This is a genomic window from Dolichospermum sp. LEGE 00240 (assembly GCF_015207875.1).
Classification (GTDB): domain Bacteria; phylum Cyanobacteriota; class Cyanobacteriia; order Cyanobacteriales; family Nostocaceae; genus Dolichospermum; species Dolichospermum gracile.
The window spans coordinates 1-17,862 of record NZ_JADEVZ010000039.1 but is presented as its reverse complement, the minus strand read 5'-3'; the positions used below and the strand labels follow the sequence as shown (position 1 = coordinate 17,862).

The 17,862-nt window shown below is 36.9% G+C and carries 17 protein-coding genes; 7 read left to right on the top strand and 10 right to left on the bottom strand.

Features of this window, described 5'->3' with window-relative positions:
• Positions 1–2: 2 nt before the first annotated feature.
• Together IQ226_RS14210 and IQ226_RS14205 are read right to left on the bottom strand one after the other, a co-directional pair.
• A complete protein-coding gene (locus IQ226_RS14210) occupies positions 3–2,753 on the bottom strand; it encodes an N-6 DNA methylase (protein ID WP_193896345.1) in 2,751 nt (916 codons plus the stop codon).
• A gap of 336 nt (positions 2,754–3,089) precedes the next feature.
• Positions 3,090–3,977 (bottom strand): hypothetical protein, encoded by an 888-nt coding sequence (locus IQ226_RS14205; RefSeq protein ID WP_193896343.1) that lies wholly within the window; start codon positions 3,975–3,977, stop codon positions 3,090–3,092.
• 211 nt (positions 3,978–4,188) lie between these two features.
• Between IQ226_RS14205 and recJ the strand changes: the two genes are divergently transcribed.
• Positions 4,189–6,234 (top strand): single-stranded-DNA-specific exonuclease RecJ, encoded by a 2,046-nt coding sequence (gene recJ / locus IQ226_RS14200; protein WP_193896342.1) that lies wholly within the window; start codon positions 4,189–4,191, stop codon positions 6,232–6,234.
• 112 nt (positions 6,235–6,346) lie between these two features.
• Here the strand turns inward: recJ and psb30 are convergent, their stop codons facing one another.
• Entirely contained in the window at positions 6,347–6,466 is a 120-nt protein-coding gene (gene psb30 / locus IQ226_RS14195; protein ID WP_168646159.1) for a photosystem II reaction center protein Ycf12/Psb30, read from the bottom strand.
• 233 nt (positions 6,467–6,699) lie between these two features.
• On the opposite strand from psb30, the gene IQ226_RS14190 reads away from it, so the two are divergent.
• Positions 6,700–7,050: a YkgJ family cysteine cluster protein gene (locus IQ226_RS14190; RefSeq protein ID WP_027401806.1), complete on the top strand. Its 351-nt coding sequence runs from the start codon at positions 6,700–6,702 to the stop codon at positions 7,048–7,050.
• 89 nt (positions 7,051–7,139) lie between these two features.
• Here IQ226_RS14190 and IQ226_RS14185 read toward each other — a convergent pair whose 3' ends face one another.
• From IQ226_RS14185 to IQ226_RS14175, 3 genes are all read right to left on the bottom strand, one after another.
• Complete coding sequence (locus tag IQ226_RS14185; RefSeq protein WP_193896340.1) at positions 7,140–7,871, bottom strand: hypothetical protein; 732 nt, start codon at positions 7,869–7,871, stop codon at positions 7,140–7,142.
• Entirely contained in the window at positions 7,868–9,070 is a 1,203-nt protein-coding gene (locus IQ226_RS14180) for an ATP-binding protein (protein WP_228039441.1), read from the bottom strand. The genes IQ226_RS14185 and IQ226_RS14180 overlap by 4 nt, the downstream gene beginning before the upstream one ends.
• A 195-nt stretch (positions 9,071–9,265) precedes the next feature.
• Positions 9,266–11,236 carry an RNA-binding domain-containing protein gene (locus IQ226_RS14175; protein WP_193896338.1) on the bottom strand — a complete coding sequence of 657 codons (1,971 nt, stop codon included), beginning with the start codon at positions 11,234–11,236 and terminating at the stop codon, positions 9,266–9,268.
• 247 nt (positions 11,237–11,483) lie between these two features.
• On the opposite strand from IQ226_RS14175, the gene IQ226_RS14170 reads away from it, so the two are divergent.
• Both IQ226_RS14170 and IQ226_RS14165 read left to right on the top strand, forming a co-directional pair.
• The gene (locus IQ226_RS14170; RefSeq protein ID WP_193896336.1) at positions 11,484–11,861 is read left to right on the top strand and encodes a TMEM165/GDT1 family protein; all 378 of its coding nucleotides are present in this window, start codon (positions 11,484–11,486) and stop codon (positions 11,859–11,861) included.
• A gap of 29 nt (positions 11,862–11,890) precedes the next feature.
• Positions 11,891–12,172 carry a TMEM165/GDT1 family protein gene (locus IQ226_RS14165; protein WP_193896334.1) on the top strand — a complete coding sequence of 94 codons (282 nt, stop codon included), beginning with the start codon at positions 11,891–11,893 and terminating at the stop codon, positions 12,170–12,172.
• Positions 12,173–12,197: 25 nt separating this feature from the next.
• Here IQ226_RS14165 and IQ226_RS14160 read toward each other — a convergent pair whose 3' ends face one another.
• Positions 12,198–12,683 carry a hypothetical protein gene (locus IQ226_RS14160; protein WP_193896332.1) on the bottom strand — a complete coding sequence of 162 codons (486 nt, stop codon included), beginning with the start codon at positions 12,681–12,683 and terminating at the stop codon, positions 12,198–12,200.
• 697 nt (positions 12,684–13,380) lie between these two features.
• Between IQ226_RS14160 and IQ226_RS14155 the strand changes: the two genes are divergently transcribed.
• Entirely contained in the window at positions 13,381–13,560 is a 180-nt protein-coding gene (locus IQ226_RS14155; protein ID WP_053541249.1) for a hypothetical protein, read from the top strand.
• 20 nt (positions 13,561–13,580) lie between these two features.
• On the opposite strand, the gene rlmN is transcribed toward IQ226_RS14155, so the two are convergent.
• From rlmN to IQ226_RS14140, 3 genes are all read right to left on the bottom strand, one after another.
• The gene (gene rlmN / locus IQ226_RS14150) at positions 13,581–14,651 is read right to left on the bottom strand and encodes a 23S rRNA (adenine(2503)-C(2))-methyltransferase RlmN (RefSeq protein ID WP_193896330.1); all 1,071 of its coding nucleotides are present in this window, start codon (positions 14,649–14,651) and stop codon (positions 13,581–13,583) included.
• A 121-nt stretch (positions 14,652–14,772) separates the two neighbouring features.
• Positions 14,773–15,606, bottom strand: a complete 834-nt coding sequence (locus IQ226_RS14145; RefSeq protein ID WP_193896328.1) for a metallophosphoesterase — start codon at positions 15,604–15,606, stop codon at positions 14,773–14,775.
• A gap of 232 nt (positions 15,607–15,838) precedes the next feature.
• The gene (locus tag IQ226_RS14140; RefSeq protein WP_193896326.1) at positions 15,839–16,504 is read right to left on the bottom strand and encodes a LuxR C-terminal-related transcriptional regulator; all 666 of its coding nucleotides are present in this window, start codon (positions 16,502–16,504) and stop codon (positions 15,839–15,841) included.
• A gap of 103 nt (positions 16,505–16,607) precedes the next feature.
• Here IQ226_RS14140 and IQ226_RS14135 point away from each other — a divergent pair, with 103 nt between their 5' ends.
• Together IQ226_RS14135 and IQ226_RS14130 are read left to right on the top strand one after the other, a co-directional pair.
• The gene (locus IQ226_RS14135; RefSeq protein WP_193896324.1) at positions 16,608–17,252 is read left to right on the top strand and encodes a DUF3386 domain-containing protein; all 645 of its coding nucleotides are present in this window, start codon (positions 16,608–16,610) and stop codon (positions 17,250–17,252) included.
• Positions 17,253–17,459: 207 nt separating this feature from the next.
• Positions 17,460–17,738: a BrnA antitoxin family protein gene (locus tag IQ226_RS14130; protein ID WP_193896323.1), complete on the top strand. Its 279-nt coding sequence runs from the start codon at positions 17,460–17,462 to the stop codon at positions 17,736–17,738.
• Positions 17,739–17,862: the final 124 nt, after the last annotated feature.

Below are 17,862 nucleotides of genomic sequence, written 5' to 3'. Positions count from 1 at the left end.
TTTTACTCCTCTATCCCTAATTCTTTTCTTAGCTCATCGTCAGTTAGATAAGGACGAGGAGTATGGCGAAATTGTCTGATAGCCCAAGGACGTTGGGTAAGTTCTTCAAATGTTTCCACATCCTGACTTAGTTCAGCTTTAAAAACTGTACCATCCAGCGCCCAACCAGGTATTTCTGGTAAAATCGGTAGCCAGTCTTCTCTGTGATCATCTAACAAACCACTCAAATATAAGCGAATTTGGCTATTATCTTGAGAAACTTCTAAAACTTGACCACGCACTGTAAATGTAGGCTTTGTTTGTTCTGATTTCCATAATTCTAATTCCGGTGGTTCTCCAGTCCGTTTAATTTCTATCCAATGAGGATTACCATAAGATTCTTCTACAATTTTATTTAATTGAATCCGTAATTTATCTGGGTGAGGAATTTCCAGACGTTGTTGATCTCTCTCAATAATTTGACTGGTAATTTTAATTATTCGCGGATCTATTTTCTGAGGTAAGATAAGTTTACATAACTCATCACTTGTTATTTCATGTGTTTTGCGACCAATTAGAGATAGTGAATTTGCGATTTGAGATGATAAAATGCCTAACAGCCATAATCTTTGATCTTCATAAGTTAGCTGATTCCATTCTTGTACAAATTTTTGATTATCAGGTAGTTGAGGGGATTTTCCAGCTTGTTGTGCAGGAAGAACACAAAATATATTATTGTCAGGACAAAGACCTGTAGTATCTAATTGAGCAGCGAGAGGATATAACGAACCTCGATTTACTTTACGACCTACAAGAACTTTTGGTAAGTCAAAAAGTAGTTCGTATTTTAATCTGGCACTTGAAAGATATTGTTTTCCATACCTAATCCAGCGTTCTTCTTCGCTAACTCTGTTTGGATCTGACCAAAGCCGATTTATATCCCGCCACTTCATACGCCAGTTTCTCTTACATTGAGTATTTGGTGGACATTGACTAACTGGTTTGTAGTTTTTACTAGGAGTTACTCCATTAAAAACAAAAAACAGATTTCCTAATGCTATGGTTGCAACATTAATATCTATTGATGGGGTTGTCAGTGATTCCCAATTTTCAGAATCAGAATTTAATTGCGATATCCATGTTGTACCAAGGAAACCACCATCACGACATTCGGGAATACTAACTTGAGAAAAAATTGCTTTTCCAGCTAGAGGAATTTTTATTTTTGGTTTACCTACACTTCCTAAAATTACACATACATCTTGTTTAGCATGAATACCAATATTCCCTGCTGGAAGTTGCCAAACTTCAAAAATTTGGCAATTATCAGTTAATAACCTACGTGCATTAGGTATGCCATGAGTTGTATTAGTTAAAAAAGATTGAGGTAAAATAAAGGCAAATTGAGAACCATGTTCTAACCAACTTAATGCTTTTTCTATAAATCTTGCTGCCCGTTGAGTATTACCATCTTCTGCAAAAGGAGGATTAGCAACAATCACTCGTGGCTTAATACCCATATTTTGTTGATTTAATAACTCATAATCTTGATGAGTGAAGTTATTAGGAAAAGGAAATGGAATATCTTGACCTAGTGATTCTTTTGCTAGGGTATATCGTAATTGTGTTACTAAATCCGCATATTGATCTAAATCATTACCAACTACATGATTCGCAAGATAAGATTTTCTAGCTTCTAAGTTTTCAGGAATATCAAACATTCCTGCTAGACGTGATGTAGCAGCTAATAGCAAACTACCTGAACCAGCAGCCGGATCAAAAATTATTCGTTCTTCTGGACGTAACCTTTCTAAAGGTAATAATTCCAGCATTTTTTCAGCGATCGCTATTGGAGTATAATGTCGCTGTAAATCAGTCCATTGTCCACCTTCAATATCACTAGGTAATTCTTTAATAGCTCGTTCATACAGCAATCCCACATCTCGATGATCTACCAGTGCAAAACTAACTCGATTACCTAAGTTAGCTCCTAAATGCTGTAATATTCTGTCGCTAAGATGAGGAATTGATTCCTCAAGGGCTTTTTTGAAAAAACCATTAGCACGAGGTACTGTCAGATTCAGTAAAAGACGAGGATCATCAGTAGGAATGCGTGATTCAGAACAAAAAAAGCCTTTGTCTTCTAAAATTCTTGCTGCTAAAAATGCGATCGCTACACGAATTCCATGACCTGCTATTTCGTGACGAGAAGATATTTTACTTTTTGAATTTCTCCTTTTAGGAATACCAATTTCTGTAAGCACCTCTTGAATTGCTGTTTGAAATGCTTGATCTAATTCGGCTCTTTGTCGCAGAAGAAAAGAAAAACTCCGTTCAGAAACAGGTTCTTCAATATCTGCTAATGTTAGCTGACCAGTACGAAATTCTGCCAGTGCTTTTGGTTTAAATAAGTGGCTATCTGGTCTAGTTAGTTCTAAATATAGAGAGTCACGATCTACAATTCGTTCTTCTAATTTGCCCGATGGAGTGTAATATTGAAGTATATAAATTTCATCTGAGACTAACAACCCTGCGCGAACAGGCCAATAACGTAATCTCTGTTTCCATGCGTTTATTTCTGATTCATGAACAGATTGAACCATGAAGGACAAGTTATTAGAATTTGGACGAAGACCGTAATCTGTCCATAGAGCATCTACAGGTATGGGTTGCTCATTGCTGTTCGGTGACGGGATACGCACATGACGGTGTGGTTCTATGCCCCACACCCGATGAGCGATTTCAATTACATTATCCAGTCCGCCTACAGCCATTTCAAAGTTATGTTGATTAAGTAAAGAATTATCTGGTTGTTATGTTGCTACTTTGTTTGCAAAGGAAAACAACCTTTCACTACTATAGTGGAATTGCTCAAAAAAAGCGATACCTTTTGTATTCGTGTAGCGTTTTCAGGAGAGGGAAGTTATCAGTCTAAGCTATTCAGTATTAAAGATGATAGTTGTAGTGATCAAGATTAGTAGTATAAATAATGAAAGAAGTTATGAAAAAAATAAGGGATCAGCCAAAATTTTCCTATATTTTGACCATCCCTTCAGTCTAGCTATTTTATTAGATTTTATTTTCGTTTCTTTACCTACTGAACAAAAACCTTATTGTACAATCTGATTCCGACAATATTCTTGCGTCGGTGTCACAGAAACAACTTCCACTTCTACAGGTTTTTCTGGAGTGGGGTTAATAATAAATTCACTTGGTCCTTGATGGGGTTTTTGAGAATTTCCCCAATCGTAGGTGTAACCTAAACCAGTCCAAGGATAATATTCTTGTTTAGCATTGCTATAGGAATTGGTATATATTGCCTTAACAACAGGACTACTATCAGGAACGGGTAAAGGTAAAAGATTACAAGCAGAATCGTCAATTTCTCCATCAATACATGGTCTCATCAAATCTTCTGCTTTTACCCACATTTCCACAAAATGGGTTTTGGTGGAATATTTATTTAAGATTAATCCCAAATACTGCTGTAACCGCAATGAGAGTTCAACATTATCAGGAATATTGCTATCAATTGCTTGATATTTTTGACAAAATTCTTTTACTTGTGGTACTGCGGTAAACCAAGTTTGATAAGGTAGTAATTTCTTTGCACCTATTGGCCAATCTGTATTTGGGTTACTTGTGTATTTCCAAGTTGACATCAAATATTCTACTTTGCCATTATTTGATCTCGATTTTACTTGGGGATTATTTGGAGATAAAGCCCAAAGATTATTAACTACTTCATCTGCTAATGGTTGTTTGGCATCTTCAATACTATCTGCTAATGTTTTGGTGAGAACATTATAAGTTTCTGGTTGATATTGCAATAGATAGTCATAGACATTTTGGGTTACTTCTAATTGGGCTAATTCTGCTTTGAGGATTGGAGTATTGTTGTTAGTAATTCCTGCTGCTAATACTCTATTTTGCCACCCGAAAACTAAAAAGGCACAACAAAGTAAGCCTACAAATAATTTCTGCTGCCAATTTCTCATGATTAATCACTTGGTACTTGGAGTTTTGTATCAAAACAGATTCTACATGAAGATACTATCAGTTTTGTAGTAAGAATTGTTAATAAATAATTAAAAATACTGAATTACGTATTATAAATATAGAACTAATATTTGATTTTAAAAAAGATACGTAGGTTGTGTTAGCGACAGTATAACGCGCCATGATCAATGAAAAAGACGGAAATTGGCAATGAACAATAACCAATCAATTAGACGCTTACCCAATCAACGTTGGCAAATTGCAGCAACAAATCCCGAAGCCAGTTTAACATTAGCAAATTTAATGAATATTTCCCCCATTATTAGCCAATTGTTAATTAATCGGGGGATGATAAACCCAGAAGATGCAAAAATATTTTTAGATCCTGAATCTTTAAATTTACCTTCTCCTTTGGAGGAATTTCCTGATTTAGCTGCAAGTGTGGAATTATTGGAAATGGCGATCGCCAATCAAGATAAAATAGCTATCTGTGGCGACTATGATGCAGATGGTATGACTAGCACTGCCTTACTACTCCGCAGTTTACGCGCGTTAGGTGCTGATGTTGATTATGCTATCCCCAGTCGAATGCACGATGGTTATGGCATTAATAACCGGATTGTCCAAGAATTTCATGATGAAGGTGTCCAACTAATTCTCACTGTAGATAACGGAATTTCTGCCGTTGAACCAATTACCAAAGCCAGAGAATTGGGTTTACAAGTTATTATCACAGATCATCATGATATTCCCCAAATATTACCTCCAGCCAATGCAATTCTGAACCCGAAACTAATCGCTGAATCCTCTCCCTATCGAAGTGTAGCTGGTGTCGGTGTGGCTTATATTTTAGCCGTTTGTTTAGCACAGCAATTAGGAGAGTTGAAAGGTTTAGTGCAGCCCCTTTTAGCCCTATTTACATTAGGAACTATTGCCGATTTAGCCCCTTTAACTGGTGTGAATCGTCGCTGGGTCAAAAGAGGTTTAAATATATTACCAAAATCTACTTTACCAGGGATACAAGCATTAATTCAAATTGCCGGAGTTCAAGCCAGCGAAGGAGAAAAAAACCAAACTTCTAAATCTTTAAAACCGGAAGATATTGGTTTTCGATTGGGACCAAGAATTAATGCTATCGGCAGAATTGGTGATCCCCAAATTGTTATTGATTTACTCACAACCGATGATTTTAGTATTGCCCTAGCCAAAGCTATCCAGTGTGAACAAACTAATGCTCAACGTCAACAAATGTGCGAAGAAATTGAACAAGAAGCCATTGCTATTGTTGAAAATTTATATGTAAACTCTTTACAAAAAGACCGGGTATTAGTTGTTATCAAAGATAATTGGCATCATGGTGTGATTGGGATTGTGGCTTCCCGTTTATTAGAACGTTATGGTGTTCCCGTCTTTATTGGAACTTACGAAAATGACAGCATCATTCGGGGTTCAGCGCGGGGAATTCCTGAATTTCATGTATTTGCAGCTTTAGATACTTGTCGAGATTTATTAGGTAAATTTGGAGGACACAAAGCTGCGGGAGGATTTTCTTTACCAGCAGAGAATTTACCAGAATTTCGGTTGCGGTTATCTGCATTTGCAAATCAGTGTTTAGAACCTCAACACCTAAAACCGCTGTTGAAAATAGATACTCAAGTTAATGTTCACGAAATTAATCAGGATCTTTTCCAACAGTTAAATATTCTCCACCCTTGCGGTATTGATAACTCAGATCCAATTTTTTGGACTCCTAATGTTCAAATAATTGAACAGAAAATAGTTGGTAAAGGTCACATTAAATTAACTGTATCCCAAACAATAGACAATCAGCGTCAAGAACTTAAAGGTATAGCATGGCGTTGGGGTGACTATTTTCCCTTACCATCAAGATTGGATATTGCTTACAAACTACGAGAAAATAACTTTAATGGTAAAACTACCATTGAAATGGAGTTAATCGGTGCAAAACTCCCAAATCACGTTCTTGAACTTTTCACTAATTCATCAAAATCATCACGCGCTAGTTTTGAATATAAACAGCGTCAATATACCTGTGGAATCTATGAAAATGGGATGAGTAGGGAATTAAGAGTCAAAAATTCTGAAGGTAAGGTTTTAGTCATGCGACCAGAAGATAAATTTGGTCTGTTAGGTTTCAACCGCGACAATGCAGAGCAGGTAAATCTATCTCAACCTGTCTATGAAGGAATTATTCAAACTGCAATTCAGGCTTTGTCTACATCTGTGATAAATTGAAGATCATAAACTCTCTTAAACGGGTTATTCAAGATTTTATTGTCTTCAACGGGTAATTGGTGATTAGACAAAGCATTATCAATTACCAATTACCAATTACCAATTACCCAATTTACAGGTTGCCGTTGCGAAATGCTAGAAGGAAGATTACTATAGGCCCGGAAACCACGATTAGTCCTACGCAAGTTAATTGCAAGACGACTTCCCAATTGATGTTAGCTAAAATGTCCATTTTTCCTCCCAATGATTTTAATGGTTTAAAAAGATTTAATAATTCAATCGCAAAACCCGCAACTTATCATATCTGTTTAGGGGATATAAAATTTAATTTAGTTCACAAAATTATAGAAAAAGTCATAAAAAAGTAGAATATAGCAGGAGTCAGGAGTCAGGAGTCAGGTTTTATGATTGATATCCTCATCACCCTATACATGAGTATAACAGGAAGATTAAAAGGTTAAAAATATGGCTACTTGGCAATGTATATCTCAGTGTGGCGCTTGCTGTAACTTAACACCAGCAGATCGTCCAGATTTAGAAGAGTATCTTTCACCACCGGATTTAGAACTTTATCTTAGTATGGTCGGCGAGGGTGGATGGTGCGTAAATTATGATCATGGTACGCGGGAATGTAAAATCTACTCCACCCGTCCCCGGTTTTGTCGTGTGGTAGCAGAGACATTTGAAGAGATGTATGGAATTGAACCGGAAGATGTCAACGATTTTGCCATTGATTGCTGTCGTCAGCAAATTGAGGGGGTTTATGGCGATCGCAGTTTAGAACAAATCCGTTTTGATCAAGCCGTCGGGTTTTGATTTAATTCATATAATTATTCTCTCATTGTATTTTTAAGCGCAGTAATCAATGGGAGATTCACCTTGATGTACCTAAGTTTTGCTACTGCTTACAAAGTTTCTATGCGATCCCATATATCTAACAATAATTTCAAGCTAGATAAATGATTCATTGATTCACATCGCTTTTTTAACGCATCTAGATACTTTTTATCCGCTACAACTTTTGGATCTTTTTTACTGTAGGACAAACCAAATTCTGTGAGATATTCTTTGAGATAACGTTCATGAAATTTCGCTTTTGTCCTAAAAATATATCCAGGTGGAAAGGAGGACATTTCTTCAGGATCATTTACCAAAATATCGTAATATGCCTGAAACTCCGATAAAACTGGAGAACTTCCAATTGAACTGTATTCGTTAGGAATTTGGGCATTACCTAATGCCCATGTTTCAATACAGCAATGCTGAATTATTATATGAATTTCTGTTTTTGAGCTATCTATATTGTACCCTGATTTTAGATCATCAAGTTTAGATTTAACTTCATGAAAACGATCAATATAAGAATTTTCTTCTGAGTCAATACATATAAAAAAATGATTTATATTGCCGAATGTTTCTATATCAATTAGACAAGCTTCCAGTCGAGAAACTCCTGGATATTGCTTAGGCTTACTCACCATATTTGGATAACCATCACCTGCGATAATTCGACAAGTATTCATTGTCATATCTTCAGGTCTCACAACAAAAGTTAAGCTAGGAAATAAATGTTGTACCCATGCTTTATATACTTTTGGTTCTGTCTTTCCCCCCTCTACTAAAAATAAAAGATTCACTCAGAAACTTCCTCACTATCAAGTAAATTAACTAATTGAGTAAACTTATCCAAACTAGAAGCTGTGTTAAGTTCTGGAATATTTAAAGATTTTCTAACTCTGACTTTATTTCCAGATTTACTAACTATTTGCCAATTATCCCAAGGAATATTATTGATAATATATGGATGATGGCTAGTAAGTATAAACTGTATATCTGAGGATTTATCAAGGATAAAATCTGTTAGTTCAGCCATACAGTTAATCCCTAAACTATTTTCAAATTCATCAATTAAAATCACGGATTCTTCAAGAGCAGTAATTACTTCAACCAAAAAAATTAACGTACGAAACATACCGGATGAAATTTGCTCTTGAGGAATCCAGTCTTCTACACCGTTCTCTTGAATTTCAAAGAATAGCCGAGCATCACCATCTGAATTTCTCTTACTACCAACTCTGACATCTTTAACTTCTGGAAAAATATTAATATAATACTCTTTAATTTCATTAAAAAGATGTGGGAAAAATTTCTGCAAACAAAAAGCCTTTAGAACTGGTGGATTTCTAGTAGAATATTGGGTTTTATCGAAACGCTTTGAAAAATCTTTAGGTAACACCATAGGAGGTCTATCATTAGCGTCAACCATAAATGTATAATTCTGAGCAGTTTCAAAGTTAAATATTAATCGCTCAAATGCTTCACCTACTGGAACAATCAAATTTTCCTCTAAAAGAATGGCAATAGCACTTTCAGTTCTTTTAAATTTAGGCAAATCTTTGTTATTTAATTTTGAATTAGAAGGACTGAGGAGAAATATTTCTGTTTCTGAATCATCATTATATTGAACTAATTTTTCATAAACAATTTCAGTCTTGTCAAACTGACTTATATATCGAAACATTTCTTTGTTTTTGATTGAGGAACTTTTTAACTCCCACCTATAATTTTGTCCTAAATGAGAAAAATTGATACTCCATTCCAAATCATCTAAATTGTGATTTACACCTTTTGCAGTATCACAAATCAATTCAAGTGCCTTTAAAATTCTTGTCTTTCCAACTCCAGAACCACCGACAAGTAAATTTAGATCCTCAAATTTAACTTCCTCAATGTGCCAATTTTCTTTATGGTTACTGAATTTAAAACTCTGTATTTTCATACTTCTTACTTTTCTTAACAAGCAATTATATAGAGAATCTAAAAGAACTTCTGACATGAATATCTTCAATTCGCTCTATATCGGGTATTTTAGCACTCAAAGTTATGATCAGAGATTTTGTTTTAGATTACTTTTTAATATCATTAATTAAGCGCGTATTCTCATCAACAATCTTTATGTAAAAAATAAATATTGCTATTTGCTTGACATTGCCTCTTGACGAGTATAAGCAGAGCGATTAAGCAGTGGGTTTCAGCCATCATCCTTTTTCCGTCTGCGAGATTCATAGGATTCTCGAAAACGAGGTTCATCAGGCAATAGTTCCATCGCTTTGCTATAAGCTTGAAGAATCTCAGTTTCAGATGCCCGTAGTGAATTTAATGTTCTAGCCAAATCAAACCAACACCAAGCATTTCTGACTTTATCATCAGATAATTGAATTGCACGACGAAGTAATTCTATAGCTTCCCGATTTAATCGTCTTTTTGTGTGCATATCTCTGTTTATTTTCGAGAGATTAATTTTAGTTTGGGCATACTCCTGAAGAGACTTAGGATCATCCTTGATAAATTCATAATTATCGGCAAAAATTCTGTGAGCTTCCTGAAAACGCTTGGCACGTTTATATAAAATTGCCAACTCTACTGTATCACTAACTTGTATGGGTAAAGGAGCTTGTTCTAAAATTACTGAAGCTTCATTAAATTTTCTTTGATCTAAAAGAATTTTTGCTATAGCAGTGTAAGGCAAATGGCGATCCATAATAGTCAAGTCAGATTCAATATCCCTAAATAATTTCTCTGCGGCAATAAAATCTCCCGATGATGTTTTATATTCAATAATTTGAGCGATTAATGCTCCTGATTTGGGAACTTGACTCAGGGATGATTCTAAATTTAATATAGCTCTTTGTCGTTCACCTACAGCCCATAAATGAGAACTTTCTCTCAGGGCATGAATAACTATATATTGTGGATGTGCTGGTAATGTTACACGGAAGTAAGTTCGTGTTTCATCAAAATCAAAACTCGGATCTGGAGAACCATTTTCTGTCATCTTGCGGCGAATTTTAGGAATACCCGTGCCTCTAGCTTCTGCCAAATGTAAATCCTTTAAAAACTCTCCAATTCTCCGATTTCGATAAGGAACAGGAGGAATCATTACCCCTGGTTGAAAATGTCTCATTTCAATACCTGGTACTGGTCCAGGATAACTAATAATCTCTAAACGATCAGGATAAAGATAAACTTTTACTGGTTCTTGAATCCCTTCATAACTACGATGGTAAACTGCATTCACTAAAGCTTCTTCCATAGCTTCATAAGGAAAAGCAACAGTTCTATGAGCCGTTGACTGATTTGGAACTTTACGAACCATCGTTGTACTAAAGTTATTCAAATAATCCAAGGCTTGACGAAGCTGATGATGTAATGGTCCACGAAATATTTTTTCTTCTATTAAATTTCCTCCGGCATCATCACCAAATTGCACAATTTCAATTCTTGCACCAGGAAAATATTGTTCTGGATTATCAACAAAGAATAACAAAGCAACATTTCTTGGTACTTCATGACTATTAATTGGTGCAGTAATTCGCAGATTTCTATATAAATCCAATTCGGGAATTACATTACCTGGTGCAACTAACTCACTCTTGATATCTGATAAAAAATTTCTGACTAAGGTGGGAGAAATGACATCAATAGATACAGCAGAATTACGACGATCATCAAATGGCACTTTTGCCGCCATTTGCATTAATTGAGTTAATATATCACCTCTAGCTTCAACAGTTTCACTTCCTTGTCGGACATAATAGGATCTCTCGCCACTATTTAAGGTTTTCGGCGCTTGATATGGACGAACATCCCCGCCAGATACCCAAATTACTAATATCTGCTGATCTTGACATATTTCAGGAGAAATGACTGGCTGATATTCTGGATCAATTCGCTTGCAATTACCGCGAATCCATTTCTGAATTTCGTCTAAATTTTGTCCTTCTAGTCCATGAGGGGGAAGAATAGGCTGACCGTTTTTATCTTCGATGCCAATAATTATATATCCACCATTTAAGTTAAAAAAATCATTTGCAAAAGCACAAATACTATGTAATACACTTTCTGCTATCGGCTGTGACCAAGTTTTCTTAAATTCTATCTTTACAGACTCAACCGAGCGAGCGTGGATTAAATCGTCAAGATTAATAGGTAATGTGTTCATACTTATTCTAATTTTGGACACTGACACTACCAAGTTTAGTCATGGCACAACTTAATATTTGTTCTCTATCTTAAGTCTGTAGCGATTTGTTTGCAGCAGTGCTAGTTTCTTCCGGGACGCTTCCCGAAGGCTATCGCGCTGGAAGTGTTTACATCTAAATATTCTAACAAATCCGGTTGCAATTGATGACAACAATATGAGAAAATGAAAAGAATATGAAAACAACCTAGAGACAATATTAGCGCCTGTGAAACTTGATACTCCACCTGTCAGCATTTCCCACTTATCGGCAACTGAAAGCCAGTTACATCAGACTATAGTTAAGGATCATCCCCAACCGAAAGAATCTGTATTTATGGTCTTTGGGACGACCTTCATTACTATTTTTCTCGCGGAAATTGGTGATAAAACCCAACTTTCCACTTTATTAATGAGTGCAGAATCTCATGCCCCCTGGGTAGTTTTCTTGGGTTCAGCAGTAGCATTAATTACTACTAGCTTACTGGGAGTATTATTAGGTGGTTGGATATCCACAAAACTCAGCCCGAAAACCGTCGAGAAATCAGCCGGGGTGATGTTGCTGTTAATTTCCCTGATGCTGGTATGGGATGTGATCCAGGGTTAATACTTGTAAATATTGTGAATTAGGGAATTATGAACTGGCATCTTTTAGGACTAAGCTTTGTAACAGTGTTTTTATCAGAATTGGGTGATAAAAGTCAGTTAGCAGCGATCGCAATTTCTGGACAGGGACAATCTCGAAAAGCGATATTTTTTGGTACAGCGGGCGCTTTAGTATTAACAAGTCTCCTGGGCGCATTGGCTGGTGGTGCAGTGTCCCAATTTTTACCTACACGCATTTTAAAAGCGATCGCTGCCGTCGGTTTTGCCATCCTCGCCATCCGGTTATTATTACCCAAAAGTGACGAGGAATAATTCGAAAAGCCAAAAACTCTGAACTTTAAGCTTCCCGCCAACACCAATTTAAAAGCACACCTCCTCCGACCACCTTCAAGGCTTCCAACAGAAAATAACCGCTGTGCAATAAATTCATTGCTGGTGGCATTGCATCACGAGCGAGTAAGCTAAAATTAGCCCCCAGAGCGCACATTTGGGGAGTTAAGAAATAAGTGTCTAGGAATACGATTATTATCAGAAGTCCAGATAAAGCAATGCTACCCAAAGGCCAATTAGATTTAGTTTTGCTAATAGCTAACACAGCAGTTAAAACCACAGCAGCAGACAATAATTCTAGGCGATTGAAATTCCAAAAAACCACATAACCGGCCGTAGAAAAATTTGCTTCATTCATCATCCCAGCAACGGCAAGACTAGGCATAATTACCCAATCCAAAACCAGACTAGCACTAAGCCAAAAGCCCAAAGTCAATAGCATGGCTATTTGCCAAGTTGACCTTTTCAAATTGAGGTTAGAAATAGCGTTCATAAGAATAATTGCTTTGTTGTATTCTTAGAGTCTAACTAAAACAATGATTTTGACAACAAATATCAATTAACTGTTACAAACAAAAAAATAGAGTTATTAAAGCGGTTTCAGACGATTTTGTAAACAAGTTTGAAGTTTAATGAACAAATAATTCACAAATCTGCAAAACTTAATGTCTCTGCGTCCAGAAAATCCAATAGACATCTCCAAAAAAGAATCTAAAACCCTTAACCTGTCTAGACGAAAACCTAATTTCTGGAGATGTCTAATAATCTAAGTCACATCTGCGGAATGTGGGTTGATACTGATAACCTTCTGCCCCCTGCCTCTTAACTCCTCCTTTTTGTAACGAAAAGAGGAGTAGGGGTGTGTTGCCTGTCCAAAATATTAATTAAATATAAAACTATTGATTTTGTGACTTTGATTACAGTTTTTCCTGTCTGGTAACGCTTGAATGGGAAAATAACTTATTTTTTCCCAAAAAATAAACAAGACTATCTCAAGGATTACACTATAGGGATCACCGCTAATCCAGGAAAAGTTACATCTAAAGTAAATTTATATATCTGAGGCATGATGATAAAAAAAATTATCAAGTCTAAGATAATCACCAAAGATATCAACTTTTTTCCATTCACAATAATTAAACAGTTTTTTGCACTTTTTCTTAAAAGTTATTAAGTTCAGGGGTTTTAAAATGCAAGCATCACAAAAGATTCATTGCCCAAATTGCGGTAGTGCGGCTGAACGTCACTATATTGCTGATAGTCAAGTTACCCGAACACAATGTCCTAGTTGCGATTATTTGATGATCACTTGCACTCGCACGGGTAAGGTGATTGAGGCTTATGCACCAGGAATTTATGCTAGAAAATAGTTGACGATTTTCATGACAAATTACCTTTTTGTGGTTCTTAATTGTCCACAAGCAGCGTCGGCTTCTAAACCGCGAGAATAACGGACACTGACGGCGGTATTTTGTTGTTGAAGAACGTTGACAAAGGCCTCGATTCGGTCGCGGGTTGGTCTTTTATAATCTACTTCTTCTATGGGATTGTAGGGGATTAAGTTAACGTGACTTTGAAATCCTCGCAGACGTTTTGATAGTTCTAAGGCGTGTTCGGGTAGGTCGTTGACTCCAGCGAGAAGTATGTATTCAAAGGTAACTCTGCGTCCAGTTATTTCTACGTATTCTCGACATTCTGCGAGTAAGTCTTCTATGGGGTAGGGTTTAGCACTGGGAATGAGTTGTTCTCGTAATGCTTGGTTGGGTGCGTGGAGGCTGACAGCGAGGGTAATTTGCAGTTGGTGTGCGGCAACTTGCAAAATGCGATCGCGGATGCCTACAGTAGATAGTGTAAGCGATCGCGCCCCAATTCCCATATCTTGATTAATGGATTTAATTGCTAAAATCACATTTTCCGTATTCAACAATGGTTCACCCATACCCATGAATACGACGTTACTCACCCGTTCTTGAAAATCTCCTTGCACAGTCAGGACCTGATCAACAATTTCTGCACGGGTAAGATTACGCTTATAGCCACCTTTCCCAGTCCCACAGAAATCACAAGCCATTGGACAGCCGACTTGAGTAGAAACGCAGACTGTTAAGCGTTTATCGCTGGGAATACCCACTGTTTCCACAATTTCCCCGTCAGCCAATTTGAGGAGATATTTGACGGTATCATCGGGGGCAACAGAGCGGTAATGTAGAGAAGAACGACCTATGGGAATATCTGCCAGTTGCAAACGCCAATTTTTCGGAAATACAGAAATATCAGCGAGCGATCGCACACCCTTATTATAGATCCAATCATGCAATTGCTTACCCCGATAACCAGGTTGTCCCTGCTGCTGTACCCAAGCAGTTAACTCCGTCACGGAAGCACCTAGAAGGGGAGGGAGAAGTTCAGATTTACTGGAGTTAGGAGAATCTAGCTGAGATACAAACGGCGTAGCAGACATAAGAAATTACAAGTTGATGCTAATTTTCTATTCTACTATATTGTTTTTGTTTCGCGCAAAGGAAGAAATTATTTATCCATCTTCATCTGCGTTTATCTGCGGTCTATTATTCTATAAATATTTATGAAGAAACTTCCAAGGTAATAATAGTAACTTCTGGTGGACAAAATAACCGTCCGGGGAAATAAGTTCCTAAGCCTCGATTGACATACAATTGATTATTTCCCACTATATGTAAACCCTGTGACCATTGCCAGTGGCGTAATATAGAATGGGTTTTCCGTAAAAATGGTAATTTACGGAGAAGTTTTTTGGGGATTTTTTTGACTATTTTTGCATAGTAAATCATGGCGGGTCCCATTCTAGGAATTACAATTTGTCCTCCATGACTATGACCAGATAATTGTAAATCTACTCGCCATTTTTTCAGGATTTCGGCTGTATCTGGGTGATGAGATAAGACAATCCGAGGTATAGTCGAATCGAGTTGATTCATAATTGCTTCTGGATTAAATTCTCGTGAATAAAAATCCGCTAATCCCACTAAAGGTAATTTTTCTCCCACTGGATAAGCAATTTGATTCCAAAGTACATTAATCCCCACATTGGTTAAAGCATTTGTAATTTCTAATTTTGAATTGGGATAATAAATATCATGATTACCCAGGATAGCATAGACACCATAGCGACTTTCTAGATTTTTTAGTCGTGGTGCTAGTTGGTGAATTGGTTTAGCGATTGTGTTAACGTAGTCGCCAGTTAAAATAACTAAATCTGGTTTTGCGGTATTACTAACGGCAATTGCTTCTGTTAACATTTTTGTTGATAATAGACCATTATCATAGTGAAAATCTGACATTTGTACCAGCTTTAATCCTGCTAATGATAGAGGTAAGTTGGGGATTTTCACTGTCAATTTTTCTGTACTCAAAGCTCCAGTTAATAATTTGTGCATAATAATTCCGTAGTTTGGGTTAATGCCGGGAAACCCAACATTTTAAACCTTGGTTGGGTTGCTGTCGCTGAAACCAACCGACAATTATCAGAATATAATCGTATTTGTTTATACGTTAACAAAAGATTTTGATATTAACTGTATCCAAAGAGTAATATATTTGAATACTCACTCAGATCCCCGACTTCTTCAAGAAGTCGGGGATCTATGCTCTATCATTCTTTTATAGCTATTAGGAAACTAATCGCTCTTGTAGTTTGGATACCATTTCTGCACGAGTAGAAACGTCTAATTTACGGAACATCCTTTTCAAAGCTTGCTTGACAGAATTTTGAGTAATCCATAATTTAACGGCAATTTCTCCATTAGTTAAACCTTGAGCTACTAATCTGGCAATTTCTAATTCCCGCGCTGTCAGGGGACAATTACCAGCAGATGCGAAGGTTTTTGGTTTTGCTTGGAGTGTCGCCATTTTCGCTGATAAATGTAAACAAACTGCACTTAAATCAGCTAAATCATTACTATCAAAGGGCTGACTTCCGGGGTCACGAGCAAAATTTAAAGTCCCCACTAATTGACCATTACAAACTATGGGACCAGTCATTACGTGTTCGTGACGAGTGCAATAGTTTTTCCAGTCTTCTGGGGATAAAATTAATTGCTCATGGGTGGGGGCGTGACGTTCGACAACATAACGCCCAATGGGGTTAGCTTCTAAGCAGACAGCGGGAATTTCAGGAACTTCAATTTGAGTATCTAATTGGTCATCTAGGAGATCAATACCCCAATGTGCATCTACAAAATGGTCGCCAATGGTATCCATGAGAGCTAGTTTTAATTCTTGCTCATTTTGGACATTGGCGATCGCTTGGAAAATGGCGTGGAGAGTTTTAGCCATAAGTGTACCCATTTGGGGTCTATGCGAACCTCGATAATTACCTCTATGCTAATACCAGCAACGATAAAAAGCTATTTTAACTTGTAATCAGAGGAAAAGCACGATGACAGTTACTCAAATCTCAGCCCAAGAACTTTTTCAGGCTGCCTATCAAAACCGTTATACTTGGGATGAAAATTTCCCTGGCTATACCGCAGATATTACTTATAAGTATGATGGCCAAGTGATCACAGGTCAAGTGCGGATTGATGCCAATATGAAGGCAGAAGTTCTGAATGTGGAAGACGAAGCCGCGAAAAAAGCTATTCATGGACAAGCTTGGGAAATCGCCGTTCACCGTGTCCGTCGCGCTTTTGAACAAACTCACGGCGCAAATACTTTTAGATATGGTAGCACGGAAGCAAACGGCGCAGTAGAAATTTTCGTTGGTGGAAAGTCGGAAGGAGATAAGTACAAAGTGCGTAACAATGAAGTTTGCCACGTTCACCGTTTAATTCACGGTACTTTTGTGACTATTGACACTTTCAGCAGTCACGACACTGGAGAAGGATATCTTTCTCACACATACAATTCTGTTTATCATGACCCGGAAACCGGCGCTCAAAAGGGCGGTAAAAGCGATTTTACTGATGAATATGAAAAGGTAGGAAATTACTACATTCTCAACCGTCGGGAAATTCGCACGGAAATCGCAGAACGTATTTCCATTCAAGATTTCATCTTTTCTAACATTGAGTTGTTAGGTTAGGTTTTTGAGTAGTCTTTGACAATCTCATTTTTAAGTCTCTATCTTGAACCCACAATGATTACATACACGGGTTCTAGTTGATAGGGACTTTTTGATTTTTTTGTCTGATAGCGAAGCGTGGCGCAAGCCATATCAGGATTTCCAGGATTAAAGGATTTACAGGATGAAAAATACTGTAAAATATGTGATAACGAAAGGCAAATCGTTATGAATGCAAAAGATTTGAACAATATCTCACGGACTAATTGGCAAGCTTTAGATTCAATGTCAGATGAGGATATTGACTATTCTGATATTCCTCCATTGACTGATGAGTTTTTTGAAAAAGCAACTCTGCGAATTCCCGCAGCACAAGTAAAGAATGTTATTCAACTAGAACCTGATGTAATAGCTTGGTTTAAAGCTGAAAACAAAGACTATCAAACAGCTATTAATGAGATTTTACGCCGTCATATTGAAAGTAGTGTTAATAAACAATCTGCTTGATCAATTATAGTGTTGGTGAGGGGGAGCGATCGCCATGCCTAAAATTGTTTACAATCAAATAATAATTAATGGTAATATAGCGGTTATTGGTTGAGTGAAATACAAGAACCCCACCCCCAACCCC